This is a genomic window from Pseudomonas kielensis, from assembly GCF_030505375.1.
GTDB lineage: Bacteria > Pseudomonadota > Gammaproteobacteria > Pseudomonadales > Pseudomonadaceae > Aquipseudomonas > Aquipseudomonas kielensis.
On record NZ_CP130043.1, the window covers coordinates 1,823,553 to 1,849,038 of the forward strand.

Consider the following 25,486-nt stretch of genomic DNA (forward strand, 5'->3'; position numbering starts at 1 on the left):
GCTCGATCCGCGAAGTGTCCTCGGCCACCGGGCACGTCAACGAAGTCGCGATGCGAGTGGTCAGCGCTTCCAACTCGTCGATGTTCAACTCCGACCAGCAAGCCTCGCGCACCAGCAGTGTCGCAGCGGCGATCAACCAGCTCGGGGCCGCCGCCCAGGAAATCGCCCAGAACGCCGCCCTCGCCTCGCAGCACTCCAGTGATGCCCGTGGCCTGGCCGAGGAAGGTCAACAGGTGGTGGATAAAACCATCGCGGCGATGCAGCAGCTGTCGGCGAAAATCAGCGACTCGTGCGGCAATATCGAAACCCTGAACAGCAACACGGTGAACATCGGGCAGATTCTGGAGGTGATCACCAGCATCTCCCAGCAGACCAACCTGCTGGCGCTCAACGCCGCCATCGAGGCAGCGCGGGCCGGTGAAGCCGGACGGGGATTTGCCGTGGTCGCCGACGAAGTGCGCAACCTGGCCCACCGCACCCAGGATTCGGCGCAGCAAGTGCAAAAGATGATCGAAGAGCTACAGATCGGCGCCCGCGAAGCGGTGAGCATCATGACCGACAGCCAGCGCCAGAGCGAAAGCAGCGTCGGCATCGCCAACCAGGCCGGCGAACGGCTGGGCAGCGTGACCCAGCGCATCGGTGAAATCGACGGCATGAACCAGTCGGTGGCGACCGCGACCGAAGAGCAGACGGCGGTGGTCGAGTCGATCAACGTCGACATCACCGAAATCAACACCTTGAACCAGGAAGGGGTGGAAAACCTGCAGTCGACCTTGCGTGCCTGCGCCGACCTGGAACAGCAGGCAGCGCGGTTGCAGCAGTTGGTGGGGAGTTTCCGGATCTAGGGCGCTCTCACCGAGCTCATCGCGGGCAAGCCGCAAGCGGGCGCCCGCGATGGCGGCATCAGCAACAACAAAACGCTAGAACCGCGACCCCGGCTCACGCAAAAACGCGACTTCCTCTGGCGTACTCTCACGCCCCAGGATCGCATTGCGATGGGGAAAGCGGCCAAACCGCGCGATGATCTTCTGATGCCGTTCGGCGTAATCGAGGTTATCGGCAAACACCCTGCGCTGTGCCTGGGGCTGCTCGGCCAGCAAGTCGGCAAAACGCGAAACCGCCTCGTTCTGCACCGCCAGGTGCTCGCAGTGCTCGAACACCAGGTAGATAAAACGCGCTGGATCGCTGGCAACTGGCGATCGAAATCCGCGGCTATGCCTTGCGCCACAAGCGTTTGGGCACGCAGGTCACCGGAAAACGCAGCGGGGGTATCGCGATAGATCATGCGCGGCAGTTGATCGAGCAACAACACCAGGGCCAGCCAACCTTCGGGACGTTGCGTCCACTCGGTCAATCCGCCGGCCAGTGCCTGGTCCACCAGGTCCGCAAAACGCTCGCGCGCTTCACGGTCCTGGCTGTCACGCTTGCCGAACCACAGACCGCCCTGCTGCGCCGCCACTTCGTTGGGGTTATCGGCTGTACCGAACCACCATTGAAGCAACGGCAACCAGGGCGCGGTCATGGTTTATTCCTTGTGGTAAGCCGTGGCGCGTTCGACTTCTTCTTTCGAGCCGAGGAACACCGCTACGCGCTGGTGCAGGCCTTCTGGCTGGATGTCGAGGATGCGCTGGTGACCGTCGGTGGACGCGCCGCCAGCCTGCTCCACCAGGAACGACATCGGGTTGGCTTCGTACATCAGGCGCAGCTTGCCTGGCTTGGACGGCTCGCGGCTGTCGCGCGGGTACATGAACAGACCGCCACGGGTCAGGATGCGGTGTACGTCAGCGACCATCGCGGCCACCCAACGCATGTTGTAGTTCTTTTTCAGCGGGCCTTCTTCGCCAGCCAGCAACTCGTCCACGTAGCGTTGTACCGGAGCTTCCCAGTGACGCTGGTTGGACATGTTGATGGCGAATTCCTGGGTGGCCGCAGGAATGGTGATGTCTTCGTGGGTCAGCACGAAGCTGCCCATTTCACGGTCCAGGGTGAAGCCCTTGACGCCGTGGCCCAGGGTCAGCACCAGCATGGTCTGTGGACCATAGATGGCATAACCGGCAGCAACCTGCTGGGTGCCTGGCTGCAGGAAGGCTTTTTCGTTCAGGGGTTCGTTCTGGGTCAGGTACTCGTTCGGGCAACGCAGTACCGAGAAGATGGTGCCGACCGGGGCATTGATATCGATGTTCGACGAACCGTCCAGTGGGTCGAATACCAGCAGGTATGCACCTTTCGGGTATTTGCCCGGGATCTGGTAGGCGTTGTCCATTTCTTCGGACGCCATGCCGGCCAGGTGACCGCCCCATTCGTTGGCTTCGAGCAGGATCTCGTTGGAGATCACGTCGAGCTTCTTCTGCACTTCGCCTTGCACGTTTTCAGTGCCCATGCTGCCCAGAACACCGCCCAGGGCGCCTTTAGAGACGGCGTGGCTGATTTCCTTGCAAGCTCGCGCCACTACTTCGATCAGGAAACGCAGATCGGCAGGAGTGTTGTTGCTACGGGTCTGCTCGATCAAATAGCGACTCAGGGTAACGCGGGACATGTAAGGCTCCGGAGAAGTGGGGGCTAAAAACCCGCGCAGTTTAACGCGAGTCGTTACGCAATTGCTCTTATCAGACGAGATTCGCCTGACAGAGTTCATGCGCCGGGATGAGCGTAGTCGCAAAACCGCAGATTCGGATCACGGCTTGACCGCCGGTTTGCGCAACAAACTGAAGGCCATGGCCGCCAGGAACAGCACGCTGAGCAACAGTACAGCCCACAGGCCAAGCCTCTTCCAGTCGGTCCCCTGATTCAGCGGCAGCGGCGTCTGGACCGGTGAAACCACCAGCGTGCCCTCCTCGACCCGGGCCTGGCCAAGGCTCTCCAGGCGCTTGGGGCTGATGTCCGGGATCAGGGTGGCCAACGGCAGGCTCGCGGTTTTTTCGCTGCTGCTGCCCAGCGCCAGGCGGTACGGCCCGGCGCCCCGGGCGAGGAATACCAACTGGGTCGCGCGCACCGCATAACGCACGCTGGGCACCTCGGCGCCCAGGCCGCCACCGCGATCATCGACCGTCAACTTCAACTGCTGCACCACCTGCCCCGGCAACTGCAGCTGGTCCTGCACCACGTCCTGGCCATTCTGGGTCAGGCGGTAGAGCAATCCGCTGCTCACGGTCTGCCAGGGCAGGCTGCTGTCGCGACGTCCGGCAAGCGTCACCGGCGCCAGGCTGTTGGCTTCGGTCAATTGCACCTGCAGGCGCTCGACACGCAAGCCCATCGGCAACTGCCAGGTGTACTCACCGGCCTGGGTACGGTTGCCGGCCACCGGCTCGGACCACACCAGGGGCTGCACCGGGCTGCTGGTGGTCAGGCTCTGCAACTGCGCCGAGGTCAGCACCGGGGCCGCCTGCGGGGTTTGCCACAGCAGGCGCAGGTAACGCGCACGCTGGCCGGGCAGTGCGACTTCATGCTGCTCGACCCGTTCGTCGGCAAACGACAGGCGCGCCACTTGCCCTTCCCCCCAGGCCTGCCAATGCTGCAAGTCGTCACTGGCTTCGATGCTGAATCGCTGGAAACCGTCCTGCTCGCTGGACCAGTCGAGGATCAACTGCTGCAACGGCGCCTTGATTGCACTGGCGTCCAGCAGCCAACCACGGCGCACTTCCTCCCCCGCCTCCAGCTGGCTGGACGGTTGCACCTGCACCAGGGTGCCGGCGGCATTGGACTGAACACGCACGTTCGGCACCGCCGAGCCGGCATCGGCCGAGTCGTACAGCGGGAACCACTTGACCTCATGCAGCTGCAGACGCTCACCACTGGGCGCTTGCTCGCGCGTCAGCGAATAGGCCTGCGCTTCACCGGCGGCATTGAACACCCGCACATCCGCCAGGTCGGCCTGCCGGGCATGCAGTTGCACCGCCAGGGGCAAATCGAGGCGGTACCAGGGGCCTTCGCCGCTGAGGGTCAGCGGCACTTGGGTGGCGAAGTTCGCCACGCTTTCCCCGGCCTGCGCCGACAGCACCAGGCAGCATCCAAGCACCGCCAGCCAGCGAGGGCTCACCATCATGTTCAAGAGGACACTCCTTCAGATTCATTGGCCGCTTCATGCGGCTCAGGCGCAGCTTCGACACGTTTGGGCGGCAGCGGCGCGAAGTAGCCGACCACCAGCAGCAATACACCGACGCCGATGAACGACACGATGCGCGCCAACCCACCGCGGTTGCTCAGCTCGACAAAGACCAGCTTGGCCACCACCAGCGCGATCAGCGCCGCCCCCACCAGCCAGACTTCCCGACGTTTGCGCAGATGCCCGCCGATCATCAGGCTGAGGGCGATCAGGGTCCAGACCAACGACAGGCTGGCCTGCACCAGCATCGACCCGAGCAATGCATCCAGCTCGTATGGCACGCCGCCCCAATGGTGGGCACTGCGCATCACCACGGCGGTGAAGAACGCGAACAACGACAGCCCAACCACCGCTTCGCTGGCGAGCCCGGCGTGCTCGAAGCGAATCGCCAACTGGCCCTGGGCACTGCGCGACCACGCATAGACGCCGAACAAGGCAAACAGCAGGCCGATATCCAAGGGGTTGAGCAGTGGCAGGTACGGCAACGGCTCGGCGTTGCCCGCGCTGACCGTGTTGGCCAACCAGAACCAGCACAGCATCAGCACCGCCAAGGGCAGCGCGGCGTACAACCGGTACTCGCGGGCATAGGCCGAGACCGGCCACGGCCAGGCACGTGGCGCGGCCATCAGCACCAGGTACAGGCTCGGCAGAATCGCCCAGCCCAGCCAGCGCCAGGCGTTGTACTGCTCGGACAACACCAGCAGGCCATAGCGCAATTCCAGCGCCAACACGCCGATCAACAGCCAGCAGCCCAGCACATGGGCCACGCTCGCCACCGGTGGCGCGAGCATCGGCGCCAGGCGTCGCAACGAGACGAAATGCACGACGAACACCGCTGCCCACGCCAGCCAGCCAAAATCCGCCGCCGGGTGATAACGCCCATGGGACGCCGACCCCAGCAACAGGCCGGCCGCCGGGATCAACAGGGTGCACAGGATGCCCAGGGCGGGCCAGTTCAGACGCAAGGCCAGCCACGTCCACAGCGCCACACTCACCGCTGCGCAGCCCAGCAACAGCGCGCCAGACAACGACACTGGCGCAAAACGCAGCACCTCGGTCAGCAGGGCCAATGCCCACCAGGCCGCGCCCCACGCCAGCAGCAATTCGGACAGGCGCCGCAGGCTCAAGGCATCGAACGCACTGGCAGGGTTGCCCAGTTGCAAGCGCCAGGCCCCGACCATGGCCGCCAGCCCCAGCACCATCGGCGTCCAGAACCCGCCATGGGCCAGCGGTCGCAAGCCTTCGTGATCCAGAGGCCCCAACAGGTCCGGGCCGGCAATCAGGAACGCCGCGCCGCCGATCACCTGCAACACCAGGCCAAACACAAAACTCAGGCGCTGCTGCAGGTACAGGCTCAACCAGATGATCAACACCCCGCTGGCGGCCCACACCGCGCTCGCGGTTTGCCAGGGCAGGACAAACAGCACCGCCAGGTTGATCAGTGCCAGCCCCGCCAACAACACCAGCGACAAGCCGCGCAACAAGCGCAGATCGCTGCGTACCATGCTGTCGCGGGCGGCGAACAGCATCCCGCCGATCAGCGCCAGGCCAATCAAGGATGCGGCCAGCAGACCGCTCCAGCCGGCGCTGAACACTGCCGTCGAATCACTGCTGGCACCTTGCAGGCGCAGCAGGAACAGCACGCCCCCGAGCAGTTGCACGGCAAACGCGGTGAACAGGAAGGTGCGTGACTGCAGACGCAGGCCGACGAACAACGTTGCCAATCCCGCCAGGGCCCAACTGATTGCCGTGCCCTGGGTGAAGAAGAACAGCGGTGCCAGCAAATAAAGGAACGCCAGACCGGCGCAGGCCAGTACCGGCAAGCCTTGGCGTTCCCAGGCTTGGGTGTGCCCAGGCGCTGCAGCGCGCAGTTGATAGAAGGTGAACAGCAACGCCAGGCCGAGCATCAAGGCGCCCAGCGGCGCACCCTCGATCAGGCTGCTGACGCCGACATCCAGCTCGCTGAGGAATGCCAGCGCCGAGCCCAGTTGCAGCAGCAACGCAAATGCCCGTGCCAGCGGCCGCTGCTGGCGCAAGCCGAGCCAGTAGATACCCGCGCCTTCAACGGCCCAGGCAGCGGCCGTCCAGCGTGCATCCAGGCCCAGGGGAATGGCCAGGCTGGCAAAGATCACCCCCAGCGCCAGGCACGTCTCACCCAGCAACAGCGAGCGACCGCCACTGAGCACGCGGGCCAGGCCCATGTAGATAAAGCCCAGCAGCAGCGCACTGAAGGCCGCCGCGAACTCCAGGTGATGCACCAGCGCGAACTGCAAGCCAAAGCCCACCAACGGCGGGCCGAACAGCATCGTGCCGTCGACGTAGTCACCCTTGCGCGCCGACCAGTGCAGCAGTGCTTCACGATTGCCGTCCACCGGGGCGTCGCTCATCTCCAGCAGTTTGCGCCGGGCGAACAACAGGCCGATGGCCAGGTACATCAGGAAGAACAGAATCAGGAACGGCTCAGTGCTCCACAGCAGCTGCGGGGTATAGGCGCGCAAGCCCCAGGCCAGGCCAATGCCAAAGGTGCCGACGAAGCCGATCAGGTTCAGCAGGCGCCAGGCCTTGAACCAGGCGATACCGAGGATGCCGGCGTTGAGCAGGGCGAAGTAGCTGAACAGGGCGACGTGGTTACCCGCGCCAGTGGAGGTCAGGATGGGCGCGGCGAATCCGCCCAATGCCGCGGCGCAGGCCAGGGCCAGGGAGTCCTGGGTGATCGCCAGGATCGCCGAAAACACCGTCACCGCCACCAGCAGGCCGAGGGCCGCCGTCGGATCGAGCAATGGGTGCAAGCGCATGGCGGCGAACACGGTCAGGTACAACACGGCAATCCCGGTGCCCTGCAGGATCAACGCGTACTGGGTGTTGCGCAGCCGCAGCCACCACCCCAGCCCCAGCAAGACCAGAGCCGCCGCCGCAACGCCGGCATAGCGCAACTCGATCGGCACCACCATGCCCTCGGTGGCGTAACGCAGCAGAAACGCCAGGCCGAAGAACAACAGCACCACGCCCACCCGCAGCACCGTGTTGCCGCCAAACAGCCAGTCACGCGCACCGGCGATGGCGCGGTCGAACAGGTTAGGGGCGCGAGGGGGCTGGGGAACGGCGGATGGCTCAGGTTGGGGCGTCCACAGGTCGACCGGTGCCGGTTCGACACGGGCTTGGGCCATGCTGATCTCAGGCGGTAGCTCCCAGACCAGCTCGGACACGGCAGGCAGCGCCACAGGCGCTGGCGCCTGCGCCGGGACACTCTCGGCATGGGGGAGTGGATCGGCAGCAACACCGCCACCCTCCAGCAAGGCCAGGCGCTGCTCGACCGCACCCAGGGCCGTCTGGGCCAGCTTCAATTCGCGCCCCTGCTGCAATGCTTGCGCATTCAAGCGCTGCAGCACAAACGCCTGGCCGGCACCCAATCCGATCAGCGCACCGATCAAGGCGTCGCTGAACGACTCATCGAGCAGCCAGCCGAGCACCAGCCCAATCAGCATGAACATCCATTGCATGGTCGATATCCCTTCGCGTAGGCACTGCCGCAGGCTGCGATTGGCCCGCTATGCCAGTATATCGATCCCCCCCCACATGAACGACGAGACTTTTCTTGAAGGCTCCCTACTCCAGTGCCTTCCAGATATCCGTGGCGTACTCACGAATGGTCCGGTCCGAGGAGAACCAGCCCATCCGCGCGCTGTTGAGCACCGCTGAACGCCACCACTCATTGGAGTCGTGCCACAGGGCATCGACGCGCATCTGCGCGGCCCAATAGGCGTCAAAGTCGGCACAGACCAGGAAGCGGTCGTACTCGATCAAGGAGTCGATCAGGCCGGTATAGCGCGCCGGATCATCCGGCGAGAACACCCCGCTGCGAATCGCTTGCAACACGTCGTTGAGCCGGTGGGACGCGGCGATATCCGGGGCGGCGTGGAACTCGTGGTTCTGCTTGCGCGCCTCGACCTGCTGGGCACTCAGGCCAAAGATGAACATGTGCTCGGCACCGATACGCTCGCACATTTCCACGTTGGCACCGTCCAGGGTGCCGATGGTCAGGGCGCCATTGAGGCCGAATTTCATGTTGCTGGTGCCGGATGCCTCGAAGCCGGCGGTGGAGATCTGCTCCGACAGGTCGGCCGCCGGAATGATGCTTTCGGCCAGGCTGACGTTGTAGTTGGGCAGGAACACCACTTTCAGCAGGCCGCGCACAGTCGGGTCGTTGTTCACCGTGCGGGCGATGTCGTTGGTCAGTTTGATGATCAGCTTGGCCTGGTGATAACTGGCCGCCGCCTTGCCGGCGAAGATCTTCACCCGCGGCACCCAGTCGGTCTCAGGCTCGGCGCGAATCGCCTGGTACAGCGCCACGGTGTGCAGCAGGTTGAGCAGTTGGCGCTTGTACTCGTGGATCCGTTTGACCTGCACGTCGAACAGCGCCGCCGGGTTGACCGCAATCCCCAGGCGCTCGTGAATCAGATAGGCCAGGGCCTTTTTGCTGTGCAGGCGCTGCTCGGCGAACTGCTTGCGAAATGACGCTTTCTCGGCAAACGGCTCCAGGCCCTGCAACAGCTGTTCGGGGTTGTCCAGCAGCTCCGGCCCCAGGGCATCGACCATCATCGAGGTCAATTCCGGGTTGGCCTGGTACAGCCAGCGGCGGAAGGTGATGCCGTTGGTCTTGTTGTTGATCCGCTCGGGGTACAGCTTGTGCAGTTCGGAAAATACCGTGCTGCGCATCAGTTGCGTGTGCAGGCCGGACACGCCATTGACGCTGTGGGAGCCGAGGAACGCCAGGTTGCCCATGCGCACCCGACGGCCGTTGTCTTCCTCGATCAGCGACACCGCGCGCAGCACGTCGAAGTCGTGGATGCCCTTGGCCCGCAACGAGTCGATGTGCTGGGCGTTGATCAGGTAGATGATCTGCATGTGCCGCGGCAGCATCCGTTCCATCAGCCCTACCGGCCAGGTTTCCAGCGCTTCGGGCAACAGCGTGTGGTTGGTGTAGGACAGGGTGTCGACCGTGACCTGCCAGGCCGCGTCCCACTCCACGTCGTAGATGTCGACCAGTTGGCGCATCAGCTCGGCCACGGCAATCGAGGGGTGCGTGTCGTTGAGCTGGATCGCCGCGTGATCACCCAGGGTCAGCACCGAGCTGTGCATGTTGCGGTGGCGCCGGAGCAGGTCCTGCAGGGACGCGGCGACAAAGAAGTACTCCTGGCGCAGGCGCAGTTCCTGCCCTGCTTCGGTGCTGTCGGCCGGGTAAAGCACCCGAGAGATGCTTTCGGCCCGGGCCACTTCGGCCACTGCGCCCAAGTGATCACCGGCGTTGAAGCGCTCCAGGTGCAGGTCTTCCATGGCCCGTGCCCGCCACAGGCGCAAGGTGTTGACGCTGGCTCCGCGCCAGCCGACCACCGGCGTGTCGTACGCCACCGCGCGCACCGTTTCCGAAGGCGACCAGACTTGCTTGCTCTTGCCGCCGGCATCGATGACGGTCTCGACACTGCCGCCAAAACCGATCGGGTAAATCACCTCCGGCCGCTCGAACTCCCAGGGGTTGCCGAAATCCAGCCAGTGCTCGGTCTGCTCCTGCTGCCAGCCGTCGACAATCGCCTGACGGAACAGGCCGTGCTCATAGCGAATGCCGTAGCCATGCCCGGCGATCCCCAGGGTCGACATGCTTTCCATGAAGCACGCGGCCAGGCGGCCGAGGCCACCGTTGCCCAAGGCGGCGTCCGGCTCCAGCAGGCGGATACGCTCCAGGTCGACCCCCAGCTCAGTCAGGGCCTCGCGGGCCACGTCGAGCAAGCCCAGGTTGCTCAGGCTGTCGTAGAGCAGGCGGCCGATGAGGAACTCCAATGACAGGTAGTACACCCGTTTCTGGCCTTTGCGGTAGATCTGCCGGGTATGGTCCATCCAGTGCTCGACCATGTGATCGCGCGCGGCGAGCGCAATGGCTTCGAACCAGTCGTGGTCGAAGGCGTGATCCGGATCCTTGCCGACGGCGTAGGTGAGTTTGGTCAGGACGGCTTCGCGAAATGCGGCCACCTCAGCTTCGCGAACAAGTGGTTCTTGAGTCATCGATAGGGCCTCGGGCGAGCAGGGAATTGACTGAGCCTAGACGGTCTGACAAACGGTGCAGCCGCTCGTTCGGGTGTCTTGCACAATCACCTGAATTGAACGTCTCAGGGACAAAAGGATGCAGGGGGCGTGCCGGAACCTTGAAAAAGTTGTTCAAAAAACCACCAATCCCGTATCATCCCGCGCCCGGATACAACGCTACCCCTTGGAACCCTGATGAAGCCTCAACTGATCGCCGCCGCGGAACTCGACCGTCTCGAGACCTGGCAGAAATACTCCAGCCATATGTGCGGCGGCTGCGTGTCCAGCTGCTGCACACTGCCAGTGGAGGTCAAGATCAAGGATCTGATCCGCATCGGCATCGTCGATGAGTTCGAACGCGGTGATCCGCCGAAGAACATCGCCAAGCGCCTGCAAAAGGAAGGGATCGTCGAGCGTTACAACCAGAAATCGGAAATCTTCACCCTCCAGCGCATGAGCAACAACGATTGCCTGTACCTGGATCGTAAGAGCCGTTTCTGCACTATTTATGACAAGCGCCCGGATACCTGCCGCAACCACCCCAAGATCGGCCCACGGCCGGGCTACTGCGCCTACAAACCCAAGGAAGTGGTTCGCGATACCCAACGGCGGACGCTGGACAAGTTCTGATCTGGATTTGTATGGCTCCAAAGGCCCTCATTGCGGGCAAGCCCGGCTCCCACAGGGGCCGAGCTGCCTGGATGACCCCGGTAAATTGTAGGCGCTGGCTTGCCGGCGATAAGGCCCACACAGTCATCACATAATCCCAGACAAACAAAAACGCCCCCGACCTTGCGGTCGGGGGCGTTTTTTTTGCCCGCTAACTAAGTAACTTAGTTATTGGACTTCTTGGCAGCGCGGGTACGCTCGCTTTCGCCCAGGATCTTCTTACGAAGACGGATGGACTTAGGCGTAACTTCACACAGCTCGTCTTCTTGTACGAATTCCAGAGCTTGCTCCAGAGTGAAACGTACAGGCGGAACCAGAGCGATGGTTTCGTCTTTACCCGAAGCACGCATGTTGTCGAGCTTCTTGCCTTTAGTCGGGTTAACACCCAGGTCGTTGTCGCGGCTGTTCAAGCCAACGATTTGACCTTCGTAGATGTCCTGGCCGTGTTCGATGAACAGCTTGCCACGCGACTGCAGGGTTTCCAGCGAGTAGGTCAGCGCCTTACCGGTAGCAACCGATACCAGCACGCCGTTCTGACGGCCGGACATGTCGCCGGACTTCATCACGTCGTAACGGTCGAAGATCGAGGTCAGGATGCCTGCACCGGAGGTCAGGGTCAGGAACTCGTTACGGAAACCGATCAGGCCACGGGCCGGGATGTTGTACTCAAGGCGCACACGGCCCTTGCCATCCGGAACCATGTTGGTCAGGTCGCCCTTACGGATACCGATCTGTTCCATGATCGAACCTTGCGATTCTTCTGGCAGGTCGATGGTCACGTTTTCGTACGGTTCGTGCTTGACGCCGTCAACCATGCGGATGATCACTTCCGGACGACCAACACCCATTTCGAAGCCTTCGCGACGCATGGTTTCGATCAGTACCGAGAGGTGCAGCTCACCACGGCCGGAGACTTTGAACTTGTCAGCCGAGTCGCCTTCTTCAACGCGCAGAGCAACGTTGTAGAGCAGCTCTTTGTCCAGACGTTCCTTGATGTTACGGCTGGTCACGAACTTGCCTTCTTTACCGCAGAAAGGCGAGTCGTTTACCTGGAAGGTCATGGAAACGGTTGGTTCGTCAACGGTCAGCGGAGTCATCGCTTCGACGTTCAGTGGGTCGCACAGAGTGTCGGAGATGAACAGCTGGTCGAAGCCGCTGATGCAGACGATGTCGCCGGCAGCTGCTTCTTCAACGTCGATGCGGTGCAGACCGTGGTGACCCATCAGCTTCAGGATACGACCGTTACGCTTCTTGCCGTCGGCGTCGATAGCCACGACCGGAGTGTTCGGCTTGACGCGACCACGAGCGATACGGCCAACACCGATAACACCCAGGAAGCTGTTGTAGTCCAGAGCGGAGATCTGCATCTGGAACGGACCGTCACGGTCGACTTTCGGCGCAGGTACGTTGTCGACGATCGACTGGTACAGCGGGGTCATGTCTTCAGCCATGTCGGTGTGGTCCAGACCTGCAATGCCGTTCAGGGCAGAGGCGTAAACCACTTTGAAGTCCAGCTGTTCTTCGGTAGCACCCAGGTTGTCGAACAGGTCGAAGATCTGGTCCAGAACCCAGTCCGGACGCGCGCCTGGACGGTCAACCTTGTTGATCACCACGATTGGACGCAGGCCGGCTTCGAAAGCCTTCTTGGTCACGAAACGGGTTTGCGGCATAGGGCCGTCTTGGGCGTCAACCAGCAGCAGAACGGAGTCAACCATCGACATTACACGTTCAACTTCGCCGCCGAAGTCGGCGTGGCCCGGGGTGTCCACGATGTTGATGTGGTAGCCGTTCCAGTTGATGGCGGTGTTTTTCGCCAGAATGGTAATACCGCGCTCTTTCTCCTGGTCGTTGGAGTCCATCACGCGCTCGTCGTTGAGCTCGTTGCGCTCCAGGGTGCCGGATTGACGCAAGAGTTTGTCTACCAGGGTGGTCTTACCATGGTCAACGTGAGCAATGATGGCGATGTTGCGTAGATTTTCGATCACTTGTGTATCTCGATCAGAGGATTCGGTGTGCTGACAGGTCGTGGCAGCGATTTACAGTAGAGTCAGGCCTTGCCGTTACAGCTTGACGGCAGAGTCGGGGGGCCGGTGACGCAGGCCACAGGCAAACAGCCCCGGGCTCTTAGCTCGGTCGATAAACGCGCACATTGGCATGCCCCTCACTGAGCAAATGGTGGGCATGCAGGCGACTCATCACGCCTTTGTCGCAATACAGCAGGTACTGGCGAGTAGGGTCCAGTTCCTTGAAACGAGCGTTCAGTGCATAAAACGGCATCGTTTGTACCTCGACGCCAGCCAGGGCGAGCGGGTCGTCTTCAGCGGCATCCGGGTGACGGATGTCGATGACGATCTGACCTGCCAGCGCTTCGCTGACTTCTTCAATTTGCACGTCCTGGCCCAACTCGTCGATGACCCGATCGATCGGCACCAGTTTGGCGTTCTCGAGCGCACGCTCAAGGACGGCCATGTCGAATTCTTTCTCTTCATGCTCCACGCGCGGACGCTTGGCGTGGGTCTTGGGGTTCACCGAGATGACCCCACAGTACTCCGGCATGTGCTTGGCGAAGTCGGCGGTGCCGATTTCGTTGGCCAGGTCGATGATGTCCTGCTTGTGACTGGCAATCAGCGGGCGCAACACCAGCTTCTCGGTCACGCAGTCGATCACCGACAGGTTCGGCAGCGTCTGGCTGGAAACCTGGGAGATCGCCTCACCCGTCACCAGCGCCTCGATCTCCAGTCGATCGGCGATTCTCGACGCAGCGCGCAACATCATACGCTTCAATACGACGCCCATATGACTGTTATCGACTTTGCCGAGAATTTCTCCCAGCACTTCCTCGAACGGCACACTGACAAATAGCACGCGTTGCGAGCTGCCGTACTTCTTCCAGATGAAGTGCGCCACTTCCATCACGCCCAATTCGTGGGCACGCCCGCCGAGATTGAAGAAGCAGAAGTGCGCCATCAGCCCGCGGCGCATGATCTGGTAGGCCGCCACCGTGGAATCGAAACCGCCGGACATCAGTACCAGGGTCTGTTCCAGGGCGCCCAGCGGGTAACCGCCGATGCTGTTGTGCTGGTTGTGGATCACAAACAACCGTTTGTCGCGAATTTCGATGCGGACTTCGATTTGCGGGTCTTTCAGGGAAATTCCGGCGGCGCCGCACTGGCGACGCAGTTGGCTGCCGACGTATTTCTCGACATCCATGGAGCTGAATTCGTGCTTGCCGGCCCGCTTGCAGCGCACCGAAAAAATCTTCCCGGCCAGCGCCTCGCCAAAGTGCAGCTTGCACTTGGCGACCACGTCGTCGAAGTCACCCAACGGGTACTCGTCGACCTGCAGGAAATGCGCGATGCCCGGCATGCAGCTCAGGCGCTCGGTCATGTCCTTCAAGGCTTTGGGGTCAGTCAGCTGCGTTTCCAGCTCGAGATTGTCCCACACGCCGTTCACCACCACAGCCGGGTCCAGATCGCGGAGCACGGCACGGATGTTCTTGGCCAACTGACGGATGAAACGCATCCGTACCGGGCGGCTTTTGATGGTGATCTCGGGGAAGACTTTTACGATTAGTTTCATGAAAACAGCGCGCGCTGGGCCAGCCGAAAAAGGGGGGCGCGGATTATAGCGGAAATTGCTCAAGGTTTAACCAGTTAATGTGCAGAAGGTTTTCAATGCACCAAAACGGGTCATTTGTGCATTTGAGCGCTACATTAGGGGGCGCGATTTTGCCCTTTTCAGCGCTTTGCACCTTTATAAGCGTGATATTGGGGCGAAAAACCCAACTCGGGGCACTGGCATGCAATTTGCTCCCTTGTGAGGCAGGTTGCCTTGGCAGAGTATTCGCGCCGGCATCACCCACATTCTAAGGGCATCCACTACCCAAGCCCGAAGCCACCCGGAGGACACTATGTCGAAGTCGGTTCAACTCATCAAAGATCATGACGTCAAATGGATTGATCTGCGCTTCACAGATACCAAGGGCACTCAGCACCACGTGACCATGCCGGCTCGCGACGCGCTGGATGAAGCTTTCTTCGAAGAAGGCAAAATGTTCGACGGTTCCTCCATCGCTGGCTGGAAAGGCATCGAAGCTTCCGACATGATCCTGATGCCGGACGACAGCACTGCTGTCCTCGATCCGTTCACCGAAGACCCAACCCTGATCATCGTCTGCAACGTGATCGACCCTTCGACCATGCAAGGCTACGACCGCGACCCACGTGCGATCGCCAAGCGTGCCGAGGACTACCTGAAGTCCACCGCTATCGGTGACACCGTATTCGTCGGTCCAGAGCCTGAGTTCTTCATCTTCGACCAGGTCAAGTTCAAGTCCGATATCTCCGGTTCGATGTTCAAGATCTACTCCGAACAAGGTTCGTGGATGTCCGACCAGGACGTGGAAGGCGGCAACCATGGCCACCGTCCAGGGATCAAAGGCGGCTACTTCCCGGTTCCACCGTTCGACCACGACCACGAAATCCGTACCTCCATGTGCAACGCCATGGAAGAGATGGGCCTGACCATCGAAGTTCACCACCACGAAGTGGCGACTGCCGGCCAGAACGAAATCGGTGTGAAGTTCAACACCCTGGTTGCCAAGGCTGACGAAGTTCAGACCCTCAAGTACTGCGTACACAACGTGGCCGTGGCTTTCGGCCGCACCGCTACCTTCATGCCTAAGCCTCTGTACGGCGACAACGGTTCGGGTATGCACGTTCACCTGTCCATCGCCAAAGATGGCAAGAACACCTTCGCTGGCGAAGGTTATGCCGGCCTGTCCGACACTGCCCTGTACTTCATCGGCGGTATCATCAAGCACGGTAAGGCCCTGAACGGCTTCACCAACCCGGCGACCAACTCCTACAAGCGTCTGGTACCAGGTTTCGAAGCACCAGTGATGCTGGCCTACTCGGCTCGCAACCGCTCCGCCTCGATCCGTATTCCTTACGTGTCCAGCCCGCGCGCTCGCCGTATCGAAGCCCGTTTCCCGGATCCGGCTGCCAACCCATACCTGTGCTTCGCCGCACTGCTGATGGCTGGCCTGGACGGCATCCAGAACAAGATCCACCCTGGCGATGCCGCTGACAAAAACCTGTACGACCTGCCGCCTGAAGAGGCGAAAGAGATCCCACAAGTTTGCGGCAGCCTGAAAGAAGCCCTGGAAGAGCTGGACAAAGGTCGTGCGTTCCTGACCAAAGGCGGCGTTTTCAGCGACGACTTCATCGACGCTTACATCGCTCTGAAAAGCGAAGAAGAAATCAAGGTTCGTACCTTCGTACACCCACTGGAATACGAGCTGTACTACAGACTGCTAATCCGGTAGCGCTTGCGCAAGCAGCGTGATTCGAAAGAGGCCTCCTTCGGGAGGCCTTTTTTTATGGAAAATTCCGACACCACAAAACATCGACTGCTCGCTGATTCAGCGTCGCGACTGACATCCAGTCCAGGCCCTGGCATCTAGCCTTTCACAAGGCCGCACCGCAACACCCCTGCTGGCCTGGCTCATCGCCCTTGCCCTTACATCAAAAAGGAACCTGCCATGCGCTCATTGAGGTGGTGCCTGCTCATATGGCTCGCCCTGTCTGCCGCCGCGCTGAGCGCACCGCGCCCCACCTACCGCGTACTGAGCCTCAGCGAGTTGACCGACGGCCAGGCCCTGCGCGCCAATAACGGCTCATTCAGCGTCGGCGTACAGATTCAGCCACCTCTGCAGGCCACTCATCGCTTGCGCCTGCTGCTCGATGGCCAACCCTACGGCCCAGCGAGCAACACCACGCAACTGCACCTGCTAAACGTCGATCGCGGCGAGCATAGCCTCGCCGTGCAGGTGCTGGTTAGAGACGAGGTGATCCAACAGAGCCCGACCCTCAGGTTCAATGTGCTGCGAGTCCGCAAGCGCTAGGGCAGGCAAACTCATTTTGCAGTGTTTGAGGCGCTGTTCAGGTTTGCGCACTATATTGGTGCGATTGGTTGCACTCTTGTCATACAGCGACACATTTTGGTTCGAAAATACCCGTAGAAGCTGGCAAAACGCCACGCAACCGAACTTAAAACGCCCGTTCCAGGGGTTTATTGCTTCTTTTCGGAGCCTTGGTTTGGTTTTTGCATTTTCCTCGCAACAGCGCCTCCTTCTCGCGCGCGCCTGCTCCAAAAGAGGTCCTAATGACCATCAGCGACGCACTGCACCGCTTGCTACTCGACAACCTGACCACGGCCACCATTCTGCTCAATGCCGAACTGCGCCTTGAGTACATGAACCCGGCAGCCGAAATGCTCCTGGCCATCAGCGGCCAGCGCAGCCATGGGCAATTCATCAGCGAGCTGTTCACCGAGTCGACCGAAGCCCTGAACTCCTTGCGTCAGGCGGTCGAACAGGCCCACCCCTTTACCAAGCGCGAGGCGATGCTCACCGCCCTGACCGGCCAGACCCTGACCGTCGACTACGCGGTGACGCCGATCCTGAGCAACGGCGCCACCCTGCTGCTGCTTGAGGTGCACCCGCGCGACCGCCTGCTGCGCATTACCAAGGAAGAAGCGCAGTTGTCCAAGCAGGAAACCAGCAAGATGCTGGTGCGCGGCCTGGCCCACGAGATCAAGAATCCCCTGGGCGGGATTCGCGGCGCGGCCCAGTTGCTGGCCCGCGAGCTGCCGGAAGAAAGCCTCAAGGACTACACCAATGTGATCATCGAGGAAGCGGACCGTCTGCGTAACCTGGTAGATCGCATGCTCGGCTCGAACAAACTGCCATCGCTGGCCATGTGCAACATCCACGAAGTGCTGGAGCGCGTGTGCAGCCTGGTGGAAGCCGAAAGCCAAGGCTGCATCACCCTGGTACGCGACTACGACCCGAGCATTCCGGACGTGTTGATCGACCGCGAGCAGATGATCCAGGCCGTCCTCAACATCGTGCGCAACGCCATGCAGGCCATCAGCAGCCAGAACGAGCTGCGCCTGGGCCGCATCACCCTGCGCTCGCGGGCCATGCGCCAGTTCACCATCGGCCATGTGCGCCATCGCCTGGTGACCAAGATCGAGATCATCGACAACGGCCCCGGGATTCCCGCGGACCTGCAGGAAACCATCTTCTTTCCCATGGTCAGCGGCCGTCCGGACGGTACCGGGCTGGGCCTGGCCATTACCCAGAACATCATCAGCCAGCACCAGGGCCTGATCGAATGTGACAGCCACCCAGGCCACACCACCTTCTCGATCTTTCTGCCACTGGAACAAGGAGCCACATCGACATGAGCCGTAGTGAAACCGTGTGGATCGTCGATGACGACCGTTCTATCCGTTGGGTCCTGGAAAAAGCCTTGCAGCAGGAAGGCATGACCACGCAAAGCTTCGACAGCGCCGATGGGGTGATGAGCCGCCTGGCGCGCCAGCAACCGGACGTGATCATCTCTGACATCCGCATGCCGGGTGCCAGTGGCCTGGACCTGCTGGCACGGATTCGCGAACAGCACCCACGCTTGCCAGTGATCATCATGACTGCGCACTCCGACCTGGACAGCGCTGTCGCGTCCTATCAAGGCGGCGCGTTCGAGTACCTGCCCAAGCCGTTTGACGTTGACGAGGCGGTGTCACTGGTCAAGCGCGCCAACCAGCACGCCCAGGAACAACAGGGCCTGGAAGTGCCCGTCGCCCTGACCCGCACCCCGGAAATCATCGGCGAAGCGCCGGCGATGCAGGAAGTGTTTCGCGCCATCGGGCGCTTGAGCCATTCCAACATCACCGTGCTGATCAATGGCGAGTCCGGGACCGGTAAAGAGCTGGTGGCCCACGCCCTGCACCGCCACAGCCCACGGGCGGCCTCGCCGTTCATCGCCCTGAACATGGCGGCGATCCCCAAGGACTTGATGGAGTCCGAGCTGTTCGGTCACGAGAAAGGGGCATTTACCGGCGCCGCCAACCTGCGCCGCGGACGTTTTGAGCAAGCCGATGGCGGCACGCTGTTTCTCGATGAGATCGGCGACATGCCGGCCGACACCCAGACCCGCCTGCTGCGGGTCCTGGCCGATGGCGAGTTTTACCGGGTCGGCGGCCATGTGCCGGTCAAGGTTGACGTGCGCATCATCGCCGCGACCCACCAGAACCTGGAAACCCTGGTCCACGCCGGCAAGTTCCGTGAGGACTTGTTCCACCGCTTGAACGTGATCCGCATCCACATCCCACGCCTGTCGGACCGTCGCGAAGACATTCCGACCCTGGCCAAGCACTTCCTGGCCCGCGCCGCACAAGAGCTGGCGGTGGAGCCAAAGCTGCTGAAAAGCGAAACCGAGGAATACCTGAAGAACCTGCCGTGGCCGGGCAACGTGCGCCAGCTGGAGAACACTTGCCGCTGGATCACGGTGATGGCCTCGGGGCGCGAAGTGCACATCGGCGACCTGCCGCCGGAGCTGCTGAGCCTGCCGCAGGACTCGGCACCGGTGACCAACTGGGAACAGGCCCTGCGCCAATGGGCCGACCAGGCGCTGGCTCGCGGCCAGTCAAGCCTGCTGGACAGCGCAGTGCCGGCGTTCGAGCGCATCATGATCGAAACCGCCCTCAAGCACACCGCCGGCCGCCGCCGCGACGCCGCCGTGCTCCTGGGCTGGGGCCGCAACACCTTGACCCGCAAGATCAAGGAGCTGGGGATGAAGGTCGATGGCGGGGACGATGATGAAGGGGATGAGGGCTAAATCCTTCACCGACTTGTAGATCCATTCGCGGGCAAGCCCGCTCCCACTGGTTTTGCACAATGCCGTGGGAGCGGGCTTGCCCGCGATGCTTTCAGGGCCATCGTGCACCGACTGAATGCACCGTGAACCGCGATCGTGCACGGCAACAGATCCGAAATCCCACCTGCGCTCGCAATCAAACCTCTATCGAAAAAACACCAAAGCCCCGGAATACGGGGCTTTCGACGTTTCAACACAACATTTTGCTTCAACCTATTAAAACCTGGCACGCCCCCTGCAATAGTCCATTCAGTGATTCAGTTCACTACCCGGTTTCGGGGACCTTGGTACAGGCAGGCCGGGGATTCCCCTCTTTACATCGGGCTCACACCGCACAAGCGACGAGCCCAAGCAGTTTTGGGGCCCTTGATACAGGCAGGTCAGGGGTTCCTTCTTTACACCGGGCTCACGACGCAACGCGTGAGCCCATCCCGTTTTGGGGTCCTTGGTACAGGCAGGCCGGGGATTCCTCTTTTATTGCTCCTGGAGATGGATCTCCAACCGCCAGCGATCGCCCACCTCGCTGCCGGCCCAATCGCCCTTCAGCGGCCGGGCCGCCACCAGTGTCAGCAACAATCCCTTGTCACTCAAACGTACCCGCCAGTTCACGTCCTTACCGTTGAGCTTGAGCTGGCCTTTCTGCGCCTGCCCCTGGGCCTCGAACAGCAGCGCGAGGCTGCCGTCGATCAGTTCGCCATGGGTCTTGGGCGCGTTGTTGAACCACACCACCAGACCATCCCCGGTGACCTCGACCTGCTGCAACTCGGACGGCTCGGGGGTGGTCAGGCGACCGATCATCAACCCCACCATCAGGCCGACAATCGCCAGCGAGCCCATTACCCGCGGCAATAGCTTCGATCGCCGGTCCACTTCCGGCGTAGAATGCCGTCCATCTTTACCTTCGGAGCCGTGCATGTTTCACGTCATCCTTTTTCAACCAGAAATTCCGCCGAATACCGGCAACGTTATCAGGCTGTGCGCCAACAGCGGCTGCCACCTGCACTTGATCGAGCCACTGGGCTTCGAGATGGATGACAAGCGCCTGCGTCGGGCCGGCCTCGACTACCACGAGTATGCCACCTTGCAGCGGCATGCCGACCTTGCCAGCTGCCTGGAAAGCCTTGACCATCCGCGCCTGTTTGCGTTCACCACCAAAGGTTCGCGGCCGTTTCACGACGCCAGTTTCGCCGAGGGCGATGCGTTCCTGTTCGGCCCGGAAAGCCGCGGCCTACCGGCCGAGGTGCTGGACGCCCTGCCCGATGGCCAGCGCCTGCGCCTGCCGATGCGCGAAGGCTGCCGCAGCCTGAACCTGTCCAATACCGTGGCGGTGGCCGTGTACGAAGGCTGGCGGCAGTTGGGTTTCAAATAACCCACCGGCGATTTTTCGCCTGGCCAAAACAATCGCGGGCAAGCCCGCTCCCACAGGTTTTGCACAATCCTGTGGGAGCGGGCTTGCCCGCGATGTTGTCAGCCGCGCTGCTTACTGAACGGTCTGAGCGCCGTCCTGCTGCATGCGTTGCACTTCTTGCGCGTACAGCGCATCGAAGTTGACCGGGGCCAGCATCAGGGCCGGGAACGAACCACGGGTCACCAGGCTGTCCAGGGCTTCGCGAGCGTACGGGAACAGGATGTTCGGGCAGAACGCGCCCAGTGTGTGGCTCATCGAACCTTCGTCAAGGTTCTTGATCAGGAAGATACCGGCCTGCTGGACTTCGGCGATGAAGGCCACTTCGTCACCGTTCTTCACGGTCACCGACAGGGTCAGCACGACTTCGTGGAAGTTGTCTTCCAGGACTTTCTGACGGGTATTGAGGTCCAGACCGACGCTCGGCTCCCACTGCTGGCGGAAGATCGCCGGGCTTTTCGGGGCTTCGAAAGACAGGTCACGCACGTAGATGCGCTGCAAGGAGAATTGCGGTGCGGTTTCTTCTTCGCTAGCTGCAGTGTTCTGTTGGTCAGTCATCTCAGATCCTTTCTGATCTTGGGTCTTATAGGGAAGGAATTAGGCCTTGAGCAGCGCGTCGAGCTTGCCAGCGCGGTCCAGGGCAAACAAGTCATCACAACCACCGACATGGGTGCTGCCGATCCAGATCTGCGGCACGGACGTACGCCCGGCCTTGCTGGCCATTTCGGCACGCACCTGCGGCTTGCCATCGACCTTGATTTCTTCGAAGGCTACACCTTTGTTTTCGAGCAGGTACTTGGCGCGCGAGCAATAAGGGCAGTAATCGCTGGAGTAGACGACGACGCGGGCCATATCACTTCACCAGCGGCAGGTTATCGCCTTTCCAGCTGGAGATCCCGCCGGACAGCTTGGCGGCGGTGTAGCCGGCCTTGAGCAGTTCACGCGCGTGGGTACCGGCTGTCTGGCCCATGGCATCGACCAGGATGATGGTCTTGGCCTTGTGTTTTTCCAGCTCGCCGACGCGGGCAGCCAGTTTGTCGTGTGGAATGTTCAGCGCGCCAACGATGTGACCGGCGGCGAAATCCTTGGTCGAACGGATGTCGATCACCACGCCGGCGTCCTTGTTGACCAGTGCGGTCAGTTCACCGGTGCTCAGGCTGCGACCGCCGCCCTGCATTTGATAAGCGATCAGCAACGCCAGCAGTACGACGAAGATACCGACGAGCAGATAGTGGTTAGTGGCAAATTCAATCAGGTGAGCAACCATCGAAGGAGGTTCCAGGGCGTTAAAATGTCGGCCAGTATACACAGCCACTATGGTGGGCCAAACCCCGTCCGGCGGTGACGCCGCCGGAACTTCGCTTTAAACTGCCACTCCCTTTTTCCATCGCCCCTTTTTTAACTCAGCCACGAGTGGAATCTATGACTACCACGCCTAAACCTTTGGTCCTGATGATTCTCGACGGCTTCGGTCACAGTGAGAGCGAAGAATCCAACGCCGTGTTCGCGGCCCGCAAGCCTGTCCTCGACCGGTTGTGCGCCACCTTACCGAACGGCCTGATCTCGGGTTCGGGCATGGACGTCGGCCTGCCGGACGGCCAGATGGGCAACTCGGAAGTCGGCCACATGAACCTCGGCGCCGGCCGCGTGGTGTATCAGGACTTCACCCGCGTGACCAAAGCGATCCGCGACGGCGAGTTCTTCGAGAACCCGACCATCTGCGCCGCGGTGGACAAAGCCGTTGCCGCTGGCAAGGCCGTGCACTTCATGGGCCTGCTGTCCGAGGGTGGCGTACACAGCCACCAGGACCACCTGATCGCCATGGCCGAACTGGCCTTCAAGCGCGGCGCCGAGAAGATCTACCTGCACGCCTTCCTCGACGGCCGCGACACGCCGCCCAAAAGCGCCCAGTCGTCGATCGAACTGCTGGATGAAGCCTTCAAGACCCTGGGCAAAGGCCGGATCGCCAGCCTCATCGGCCGCTACTTCGCCATGGACCGCGACAACCGCTGGGATCGCGTCTCCCAGGCCTACAACCTGATCGTGGATGGCAACGGCGAGTTCAACGCCGCTACCGCCCAGGAAGGCCTGCAAGCCGCCTACGAGCGTGGCGAGAGCGACGAATTCGTCAAGGCCACCACCATTGGCGAGCCGGTCAAGGTCGAAGACGGCGATGCCATGGTGTTCATGAACTTCCGTGCCGACCGTGCGCGCGAGCTGAGCCGCGTGTTCGTCGAGGACAATTTCAGCGAGTTCGAACGTGCCCGCCAGCCGAAACTGGCCGGTTTTGTCATGCTCACCCAATACGCCGCCAGCATCCCTGCCCCGTCGGCCTTCGCCCCGGGCAGCCTGGAAAACGTGCTGGGCGACTACCTGGCGAAAAACGGCAAGACCCAACTGCGGATCGCTGAAACCGAAAAATACGCCCACGTGACCTTCTTCTTCTCCGGCGGCCGTGAAGAACCGTTCCCGGGTGAAGAGCGCATCCTGATCCCTTCGCCAAAAGTCGCCACCTACGACTTGCAGCCAGAGATGAGCGCACCGGAAGTGACCGACCGCATCGTCGAGGCCATCGAGAACCAGCGTTACGACGTGATCGTGGTCAACTACGCCAACGGCGACATGGTCGGCCACAGCGGCGTGTTTGCCGCAGCGGTCAAAGCGGTTGAGTGCCTGGACCTGTGCGTCGGCCGGATTGTCGAAGCCCTGGAAAAAGTCGGTGGCGAAGCGCTGATCACCGCCGACCACGGCAACGTCGAGCAGATGTCCGACGAATCCACCGGCCAGGCCCACACCGCCCACACCACCGAGCCGGTACCGTTCATCTATGTCGGCAAGCGTGATTTCAAGGTCCGCGAAGGCGGGGTCCTGGCCGACGTGGCGCCGACCATGCTCAAGCTGCTGGGGCTGGAGCAACCGCCCGAAATGACCGGCACTTCGATTCTGGTGTAAGCAGCCTCTTCAAACACCGCCAAACCCTGTGGGAGCGAGCCTGCTCGCGATAGCAATCTGACAGCCAACATCTTTGTTGAATGTACTGATGCCATCGCGAGCAGGCTCGCTCCCACATTGGTTTGCGGTGTTTTTCAGCCCGGTTATCACACCGCCCTAATTGGGCGTTTTTTTTGCAACGCTTGGCGGGCATACTAGGCTGTCTTTTTTCCCCCGGTGTCGCCCACCTTTATGCTCCGCGTCCTGATAGCCCTAGCTCTGACCTGCCTGCTCCAACCGGCCTTTGCTGACGAGCGCGCGCAAACCCAACAACAGTTGGACGCCACGCGTCAGGATATTGCCGAGCTGAAAAAGCTGCTGGGCAAGCTGCAGGAAGAAAAGTCCGGGGTGCAGAAAGACCTCAAGGGCACCGAGACCGAGATGGGCAAGCTCGAGAAGCAGGTCGATGCCCTGCAAAAAGAGCTGAAGAAAAGCGAATCCGAGCTGCAGCGACTCGATGCCGAGAAAAAAAAACTCCAGAGCGCGCGCACTGAACAGCAACAACTGATCGCCACCCAGGCCCGCGCGGCCTATCAGAACGGCCGCCAGGAATATCTCAAGCTGCTGCTCAACCAGCAGAACCCGGAGAAATTCGCCCGCACCCTGACCTATTACGACTACCTGAGCCAAGCTCGCATGGAGCAGTTGAAGAATTTCAACGAAACCCTGCGCCAACTGGCCAATGTCGAGCAGGACATCGCCCAGCAACAAGCCCAACTGCTGGTGCAAAAAAGCAGCCTCGACAGCCAGCGCGACGAACTGGACAAGGTCCGCAAGGAGCGCCAGCAAGTCCTGGCCAAGCTCAACACCGACTTCAAGGACCGCGACCAGAAGCTGCAGGCCCGCGAGCAGGATCAGGCCGACCTGTCCAAAGTCCTGAAAACCATTGAGGAAACCCTGGCACGCCAGGCCCGGGAGGCAGAAGAAGCGCGGCAAAAAGCGCTGATCGCCCAGCAGGAAGCGGAAAAAAAGCGTTTACGTGAGGCACAGGCCGCGGCAGATGCCCCGACCGATGCCCCACGTAAAATCGCCAAACCGACACCCGGCGCCCTGGTCTCCAGCGCTGGCGAAACCTTCGGCGGTGCCTTTTCTGCAACACGGGGAAAACTTCCTTGGCCGGTCGATGGTCGATTGCTTGCCCGCTTTGGCGAAAGCCGCGGCGACGACGCCCGCACCAAGTGGGACGGCGTGATGATCAGCGCCTCCGCCGGCAGCCAGGTACATGCCGTGCACGGCGGACGCGTGGTGTTTGCCGACTGGTTGCGTGGCGCCGGCTTGCTGGTGATTCTCGACCACGGTAACGGTTTCTTGAGCTTGTACGGCCACAATCAGACGCTGCTCAAGTCGGCGGGCGACGTGGTCAAGGCCGGCGAGTCCATCTCCACTGTCGGTAACAGTGGCGGCCAGGACACGCCAGCGCTGTATTTCGCTATTCGTCAGCAGGGTCACCCGAGTGATCCAGCACAATGGTGCCGTGCGCAAGGATAAGCGCACCATCTAACTCAGGAGTTCGTTCGA

The 25,486-nt window shown here is 61.6% G+C and carries 19 protein-coding genes and 1 pseudogene; 9 read left to right on the forward strand and 11 right to left on the reverse strand.

Annotation, left to right across the window (positions count from 1 at the left end):
* Nucleotides 1-80 precede the first annotated feature (80 nt).
* Nucleotides 81-845, forward strand: a complete 765-nt coding sequence (locus Q1W70_RS27275) for a methyl-accepting chemotaxis protein (RefSeq protein ID WP_436799884.1) — start codon at nt 81-83, stop codon at nt 843-845.
* A 75-nt stretch (nt 846-920) separates the two neighbouring features.
* On the opposite strand, the pseudogene Q1W70_RS08575 reads toward Q1W70_RS27275, so the two are convergent.
* The 5 genes and pseudogenes from Q1W70_RS08575 to Q1W70_RS08595 form a co-directional block, all read right to left on the reverse strand.
* Nucleotides 921-1,522: pseudogene (locus tag Q1W70_RS08575) on the reverse strand (DUF924 family protein).
* A gap of 3 nt (nt 1,523-1,525) precedes the next feature.
* The gene (locus tag Q1W70_RS08580; protein WP_166592456.1) at nt 1,526-2,536 is read right to left on the reverse strand and encodes a class 1 fructose-bisphosphatase; all 1,011 of its coding nucleotides are present in this window, start codon (nt 2,534-2,536) and stop codon (nt 1,526-1,528) included.
* A gap of 138 nt (nt 2,537-2,674) precedes the next feature.
* Entirely contained in the window at nt 2,675-4,042 is a 1,368-nt protein-coding gene (locus tag Q1W70_RS08585; protein ID WP_166592458.1) for a DUF3999 domain-containing protein, read from the reverse strand.
* 2 nt (nt 4,043-4,044) lie between these two features.
* On the reverse strand, nt 4,045-7,602 hold the full coding sequence (locus tag Q1W70_RS08590) for a DUF2339 domain-containing protein (RefSeq protein ID WP_302098760.1): 3,558 nt from the start codon (nt 7,600-7,602) through the stop codon (nt 4,045-4,047).
* Between the two features lie 106 nt (nt 7,603-7,708).
* Nucleotides 7,709-10,159 carry a glycogen/starch/alpha-glucan phosphorylase gene (locus Q1W70_RS08595; RefSeq protein WP_166592454.1) on the reverse strand — a complete coding sequence of 817 codons (2,451 nt, stop codon included), beginning with the start codon at nt 10,157-10,159 and terminating at the stop codon, nt 7,709-7,711.
* A 216-nt stretch (nt 10,160-10,375) separates the two neighbouring features.
* On the opposite strand from Q1W70_RS08595, the gene Q1W70_RS08600 reads away from it, so the two are divergent.
* Entirely contained in the window at nt 10,376-10,810 is a 435-nt protein-coding gene (locus Q1W70_RS08600) for a YkgJ family cysteine cluster protein (RefSeq protein ID WP_095167337.1), read from the forward strand.
* Between the two features lie 203 nt (nt 10,811-11,013).
* On the opposite strand, the gene typA is transcribed toward Q1W70_RS08600, so the two are convergent.
* Nucleotides 11,014-12,834 carry a translational GTPase TypA gene (gene typA, locus Q1W70_RS08605; RefSeq protein ID WP_095167339.1) on the reverse strand — a complete coding sequence of 607 codons (1,821 nt, stop codon included), beginning with the start codon at nt 12,832-12,834 and terminating at the stop codon, nt 11,014-11,016.
* Nucleotides 12,835-12,973: 139 nt separating this feature from the next.
* Nucleotides 12,974-14,428: a tRNA uracil 4-sulfurtransferase ThiI gene (thiI, locus tag Q1W70_RS08610; RefSeq protein ID WP_166592453.1), complete on the reverse strand. Its 1,455-nt coding sequence runs from the start codon at nt 14,426-14,428 to the stop codon at nt 12,974-12,976.
* Between the two features lie 331 nt (nt 14,429-14,759).
* On the opposite strand from thiI, the gene glnA reads away from it, so the two are divergent.
* The 4 genes from glnA (at nt 14,760) to ntrC (ending at nt 19,533) form a co-directional block, all read left to right on the forward strand.
* On the forward strand, nt 14,760-16,175 hold the full coding sequence (glnA, locus tag Q1W70_RS08615) for a type I glutamate--ammonia ligase (RefSeq protein WP_302098761.1): 1,416 nt from the start codon (nt 14,760-14,762) through the stop codon (nt 16,173-16,175).
* A gap of 216 nt (nt 16,176-16,391) precedes the next feature.
* A complete protein-coding gene (locus tag Q1W70_RS08620) occupies nt 16,392-16,754 on the forward strand; it encodes a hypothetical protein (RefSeq protein ID WP_185818239.1) in 363 nt (120 codons plus the stop codon).
* Between the two features lie 260 nt (nt 16,755-17,014).
* Nucleotides 17,015-18,100, forward strand: coding sequence for a nitrogen regulation protein NR(II) (glnL, locus tag Q1W70_RS08625; protein WP_159993222.1), 1,086 nt, complete (start codon nt 17,015-17,017; stop codon nt 18,098-18,100).
* The gene (gene ntrC / locus Q1W70_RS08630; protein WP_095167349.1) at nt 18,097-19,533 is read left to right on the forward strand and encodes a nitrogen regulation protein NR(I); all 1,437 of its coding nucleotides are present in this window, start codon (nt 18,097-18,099) and stop codon (nt 19,531-19,533) included. Before glnL ends, ntrC begins: the two co-directional genes overlap by 4 nt.
* 513 nt (nt 19,534-20,046) lie before the next feature.
* Here the strand turns inward: ntrC and Q1W70_RS08635 are convergent.
* Complete coding sequence (locus tag Q1W70_RS08635) at nt 20,047-20,487, reverse strand: hypothetical protein (protein WP_166592450.1); 441 nt, start codon at nt 20,485-20,487, stop codon at nt 20,047-20,049.
* On the opposite strand from Q1W70_RS08635, the gene Q1W70_RS08640 reads away from it, so the two are divergent.
* Complete coding sequence (locus tag Q1W70_RS08640) at nt 20,486-20,941, forward strand: tRNA (cytidine(34)-2'-O)-methyltransferase (RefSeq protein WP_302098762.1); 456 nt, start codon at nt 20,486-20,488, stop codon at nt 20,939-20,941. The two genes, Q1W70_RS08635 and Q1W70_RS08640, sit on opposite strands and share 2 nt — an antisense overlap.
* 111 nt (nt 20,942-21,052) lie before the next feature.
* Here Q1W70_RS08640 and secB read toward each other — a convergent pair whose 3' ends face one another.
* Genes secB through Q1W70_RS08655 form a run of 3 tightly spaced genes read right to left on the reverse strand, consistent with a single transcriptional unit; the run spans nt 21,053 to nt 22,244 of the window.
* Nucleotides 21,053-21,535 (reverse strand): protein-export chaperone SecB, encoded by a 483-nt coding sequence (secB, locus tag Q1W70_RS08645; protein ID WP_095167353.1) that lies wholly within the window; start codon nt 21,533-21,535, stop codon nt 21,053-21,055.
* 39 nt (nt 21,536-21,574) lie between these two features.
* Complete coding sequence (gene grxC, locus Q1W70_RS08650) at nt 21,575-21,829, reverse strand: glutaredoxin 3 (RefSeq protein ID WP_166592449.1); 255 nt, start codon at nt 21,827-21,829, stop codon at nt 21,575-21,577.
* Nucleotide 21,830: 1 nt separating this feature from the next.
* On the reverse strand, nt 21,831-22,244 hold the full coding sequence (locus tag Q1W70_RS08655) for a rhodanese-like domain-containing protein (protein ID WP_166592448.1): 414 nt from the start codon (nt 22,242-22,244) through the stop codon (nt 21,831-21,833).
* A 155-nt stretch (nt 22,245-22,399) separates the two neighbouring features.
* Here Q1W70_RS08655 and gpmI point away from each other — a divergent pair, with 155 nt between their 5' ends.
* The gene (gene gpmI / locus Q1W70_RS08660) at nt 22,400-23,929 is read left to right on the forward strand and encodes a 2,3-bisphosphoglycerate-independent phosphoglycerate mutase (RefSeq protein WP_302098763.1); all 1,530 of its coding nucleotides are present in this window, start codon (nt 22,400-22,402) and stop codon (nt 23,927-23,929) included.
* Between the two features lie 231 nt (nt 23,930-24,160).
* The gene (locus tag Q1W70_RS08665; protein ID WP_166592446.1) at nt 24,161-25,456 is read left to right on the forward strand and encodes a murein hydrolase activator EnvC family protein; all 1,296 of its coding nucleotides are present in this window, start codon (nt 24,161-24,163) and stop codon (nt 25,454-25,456) included.
* The last annotated feature ends 30 nt before the right edge of the window (nt 25,457-25,486 follow it).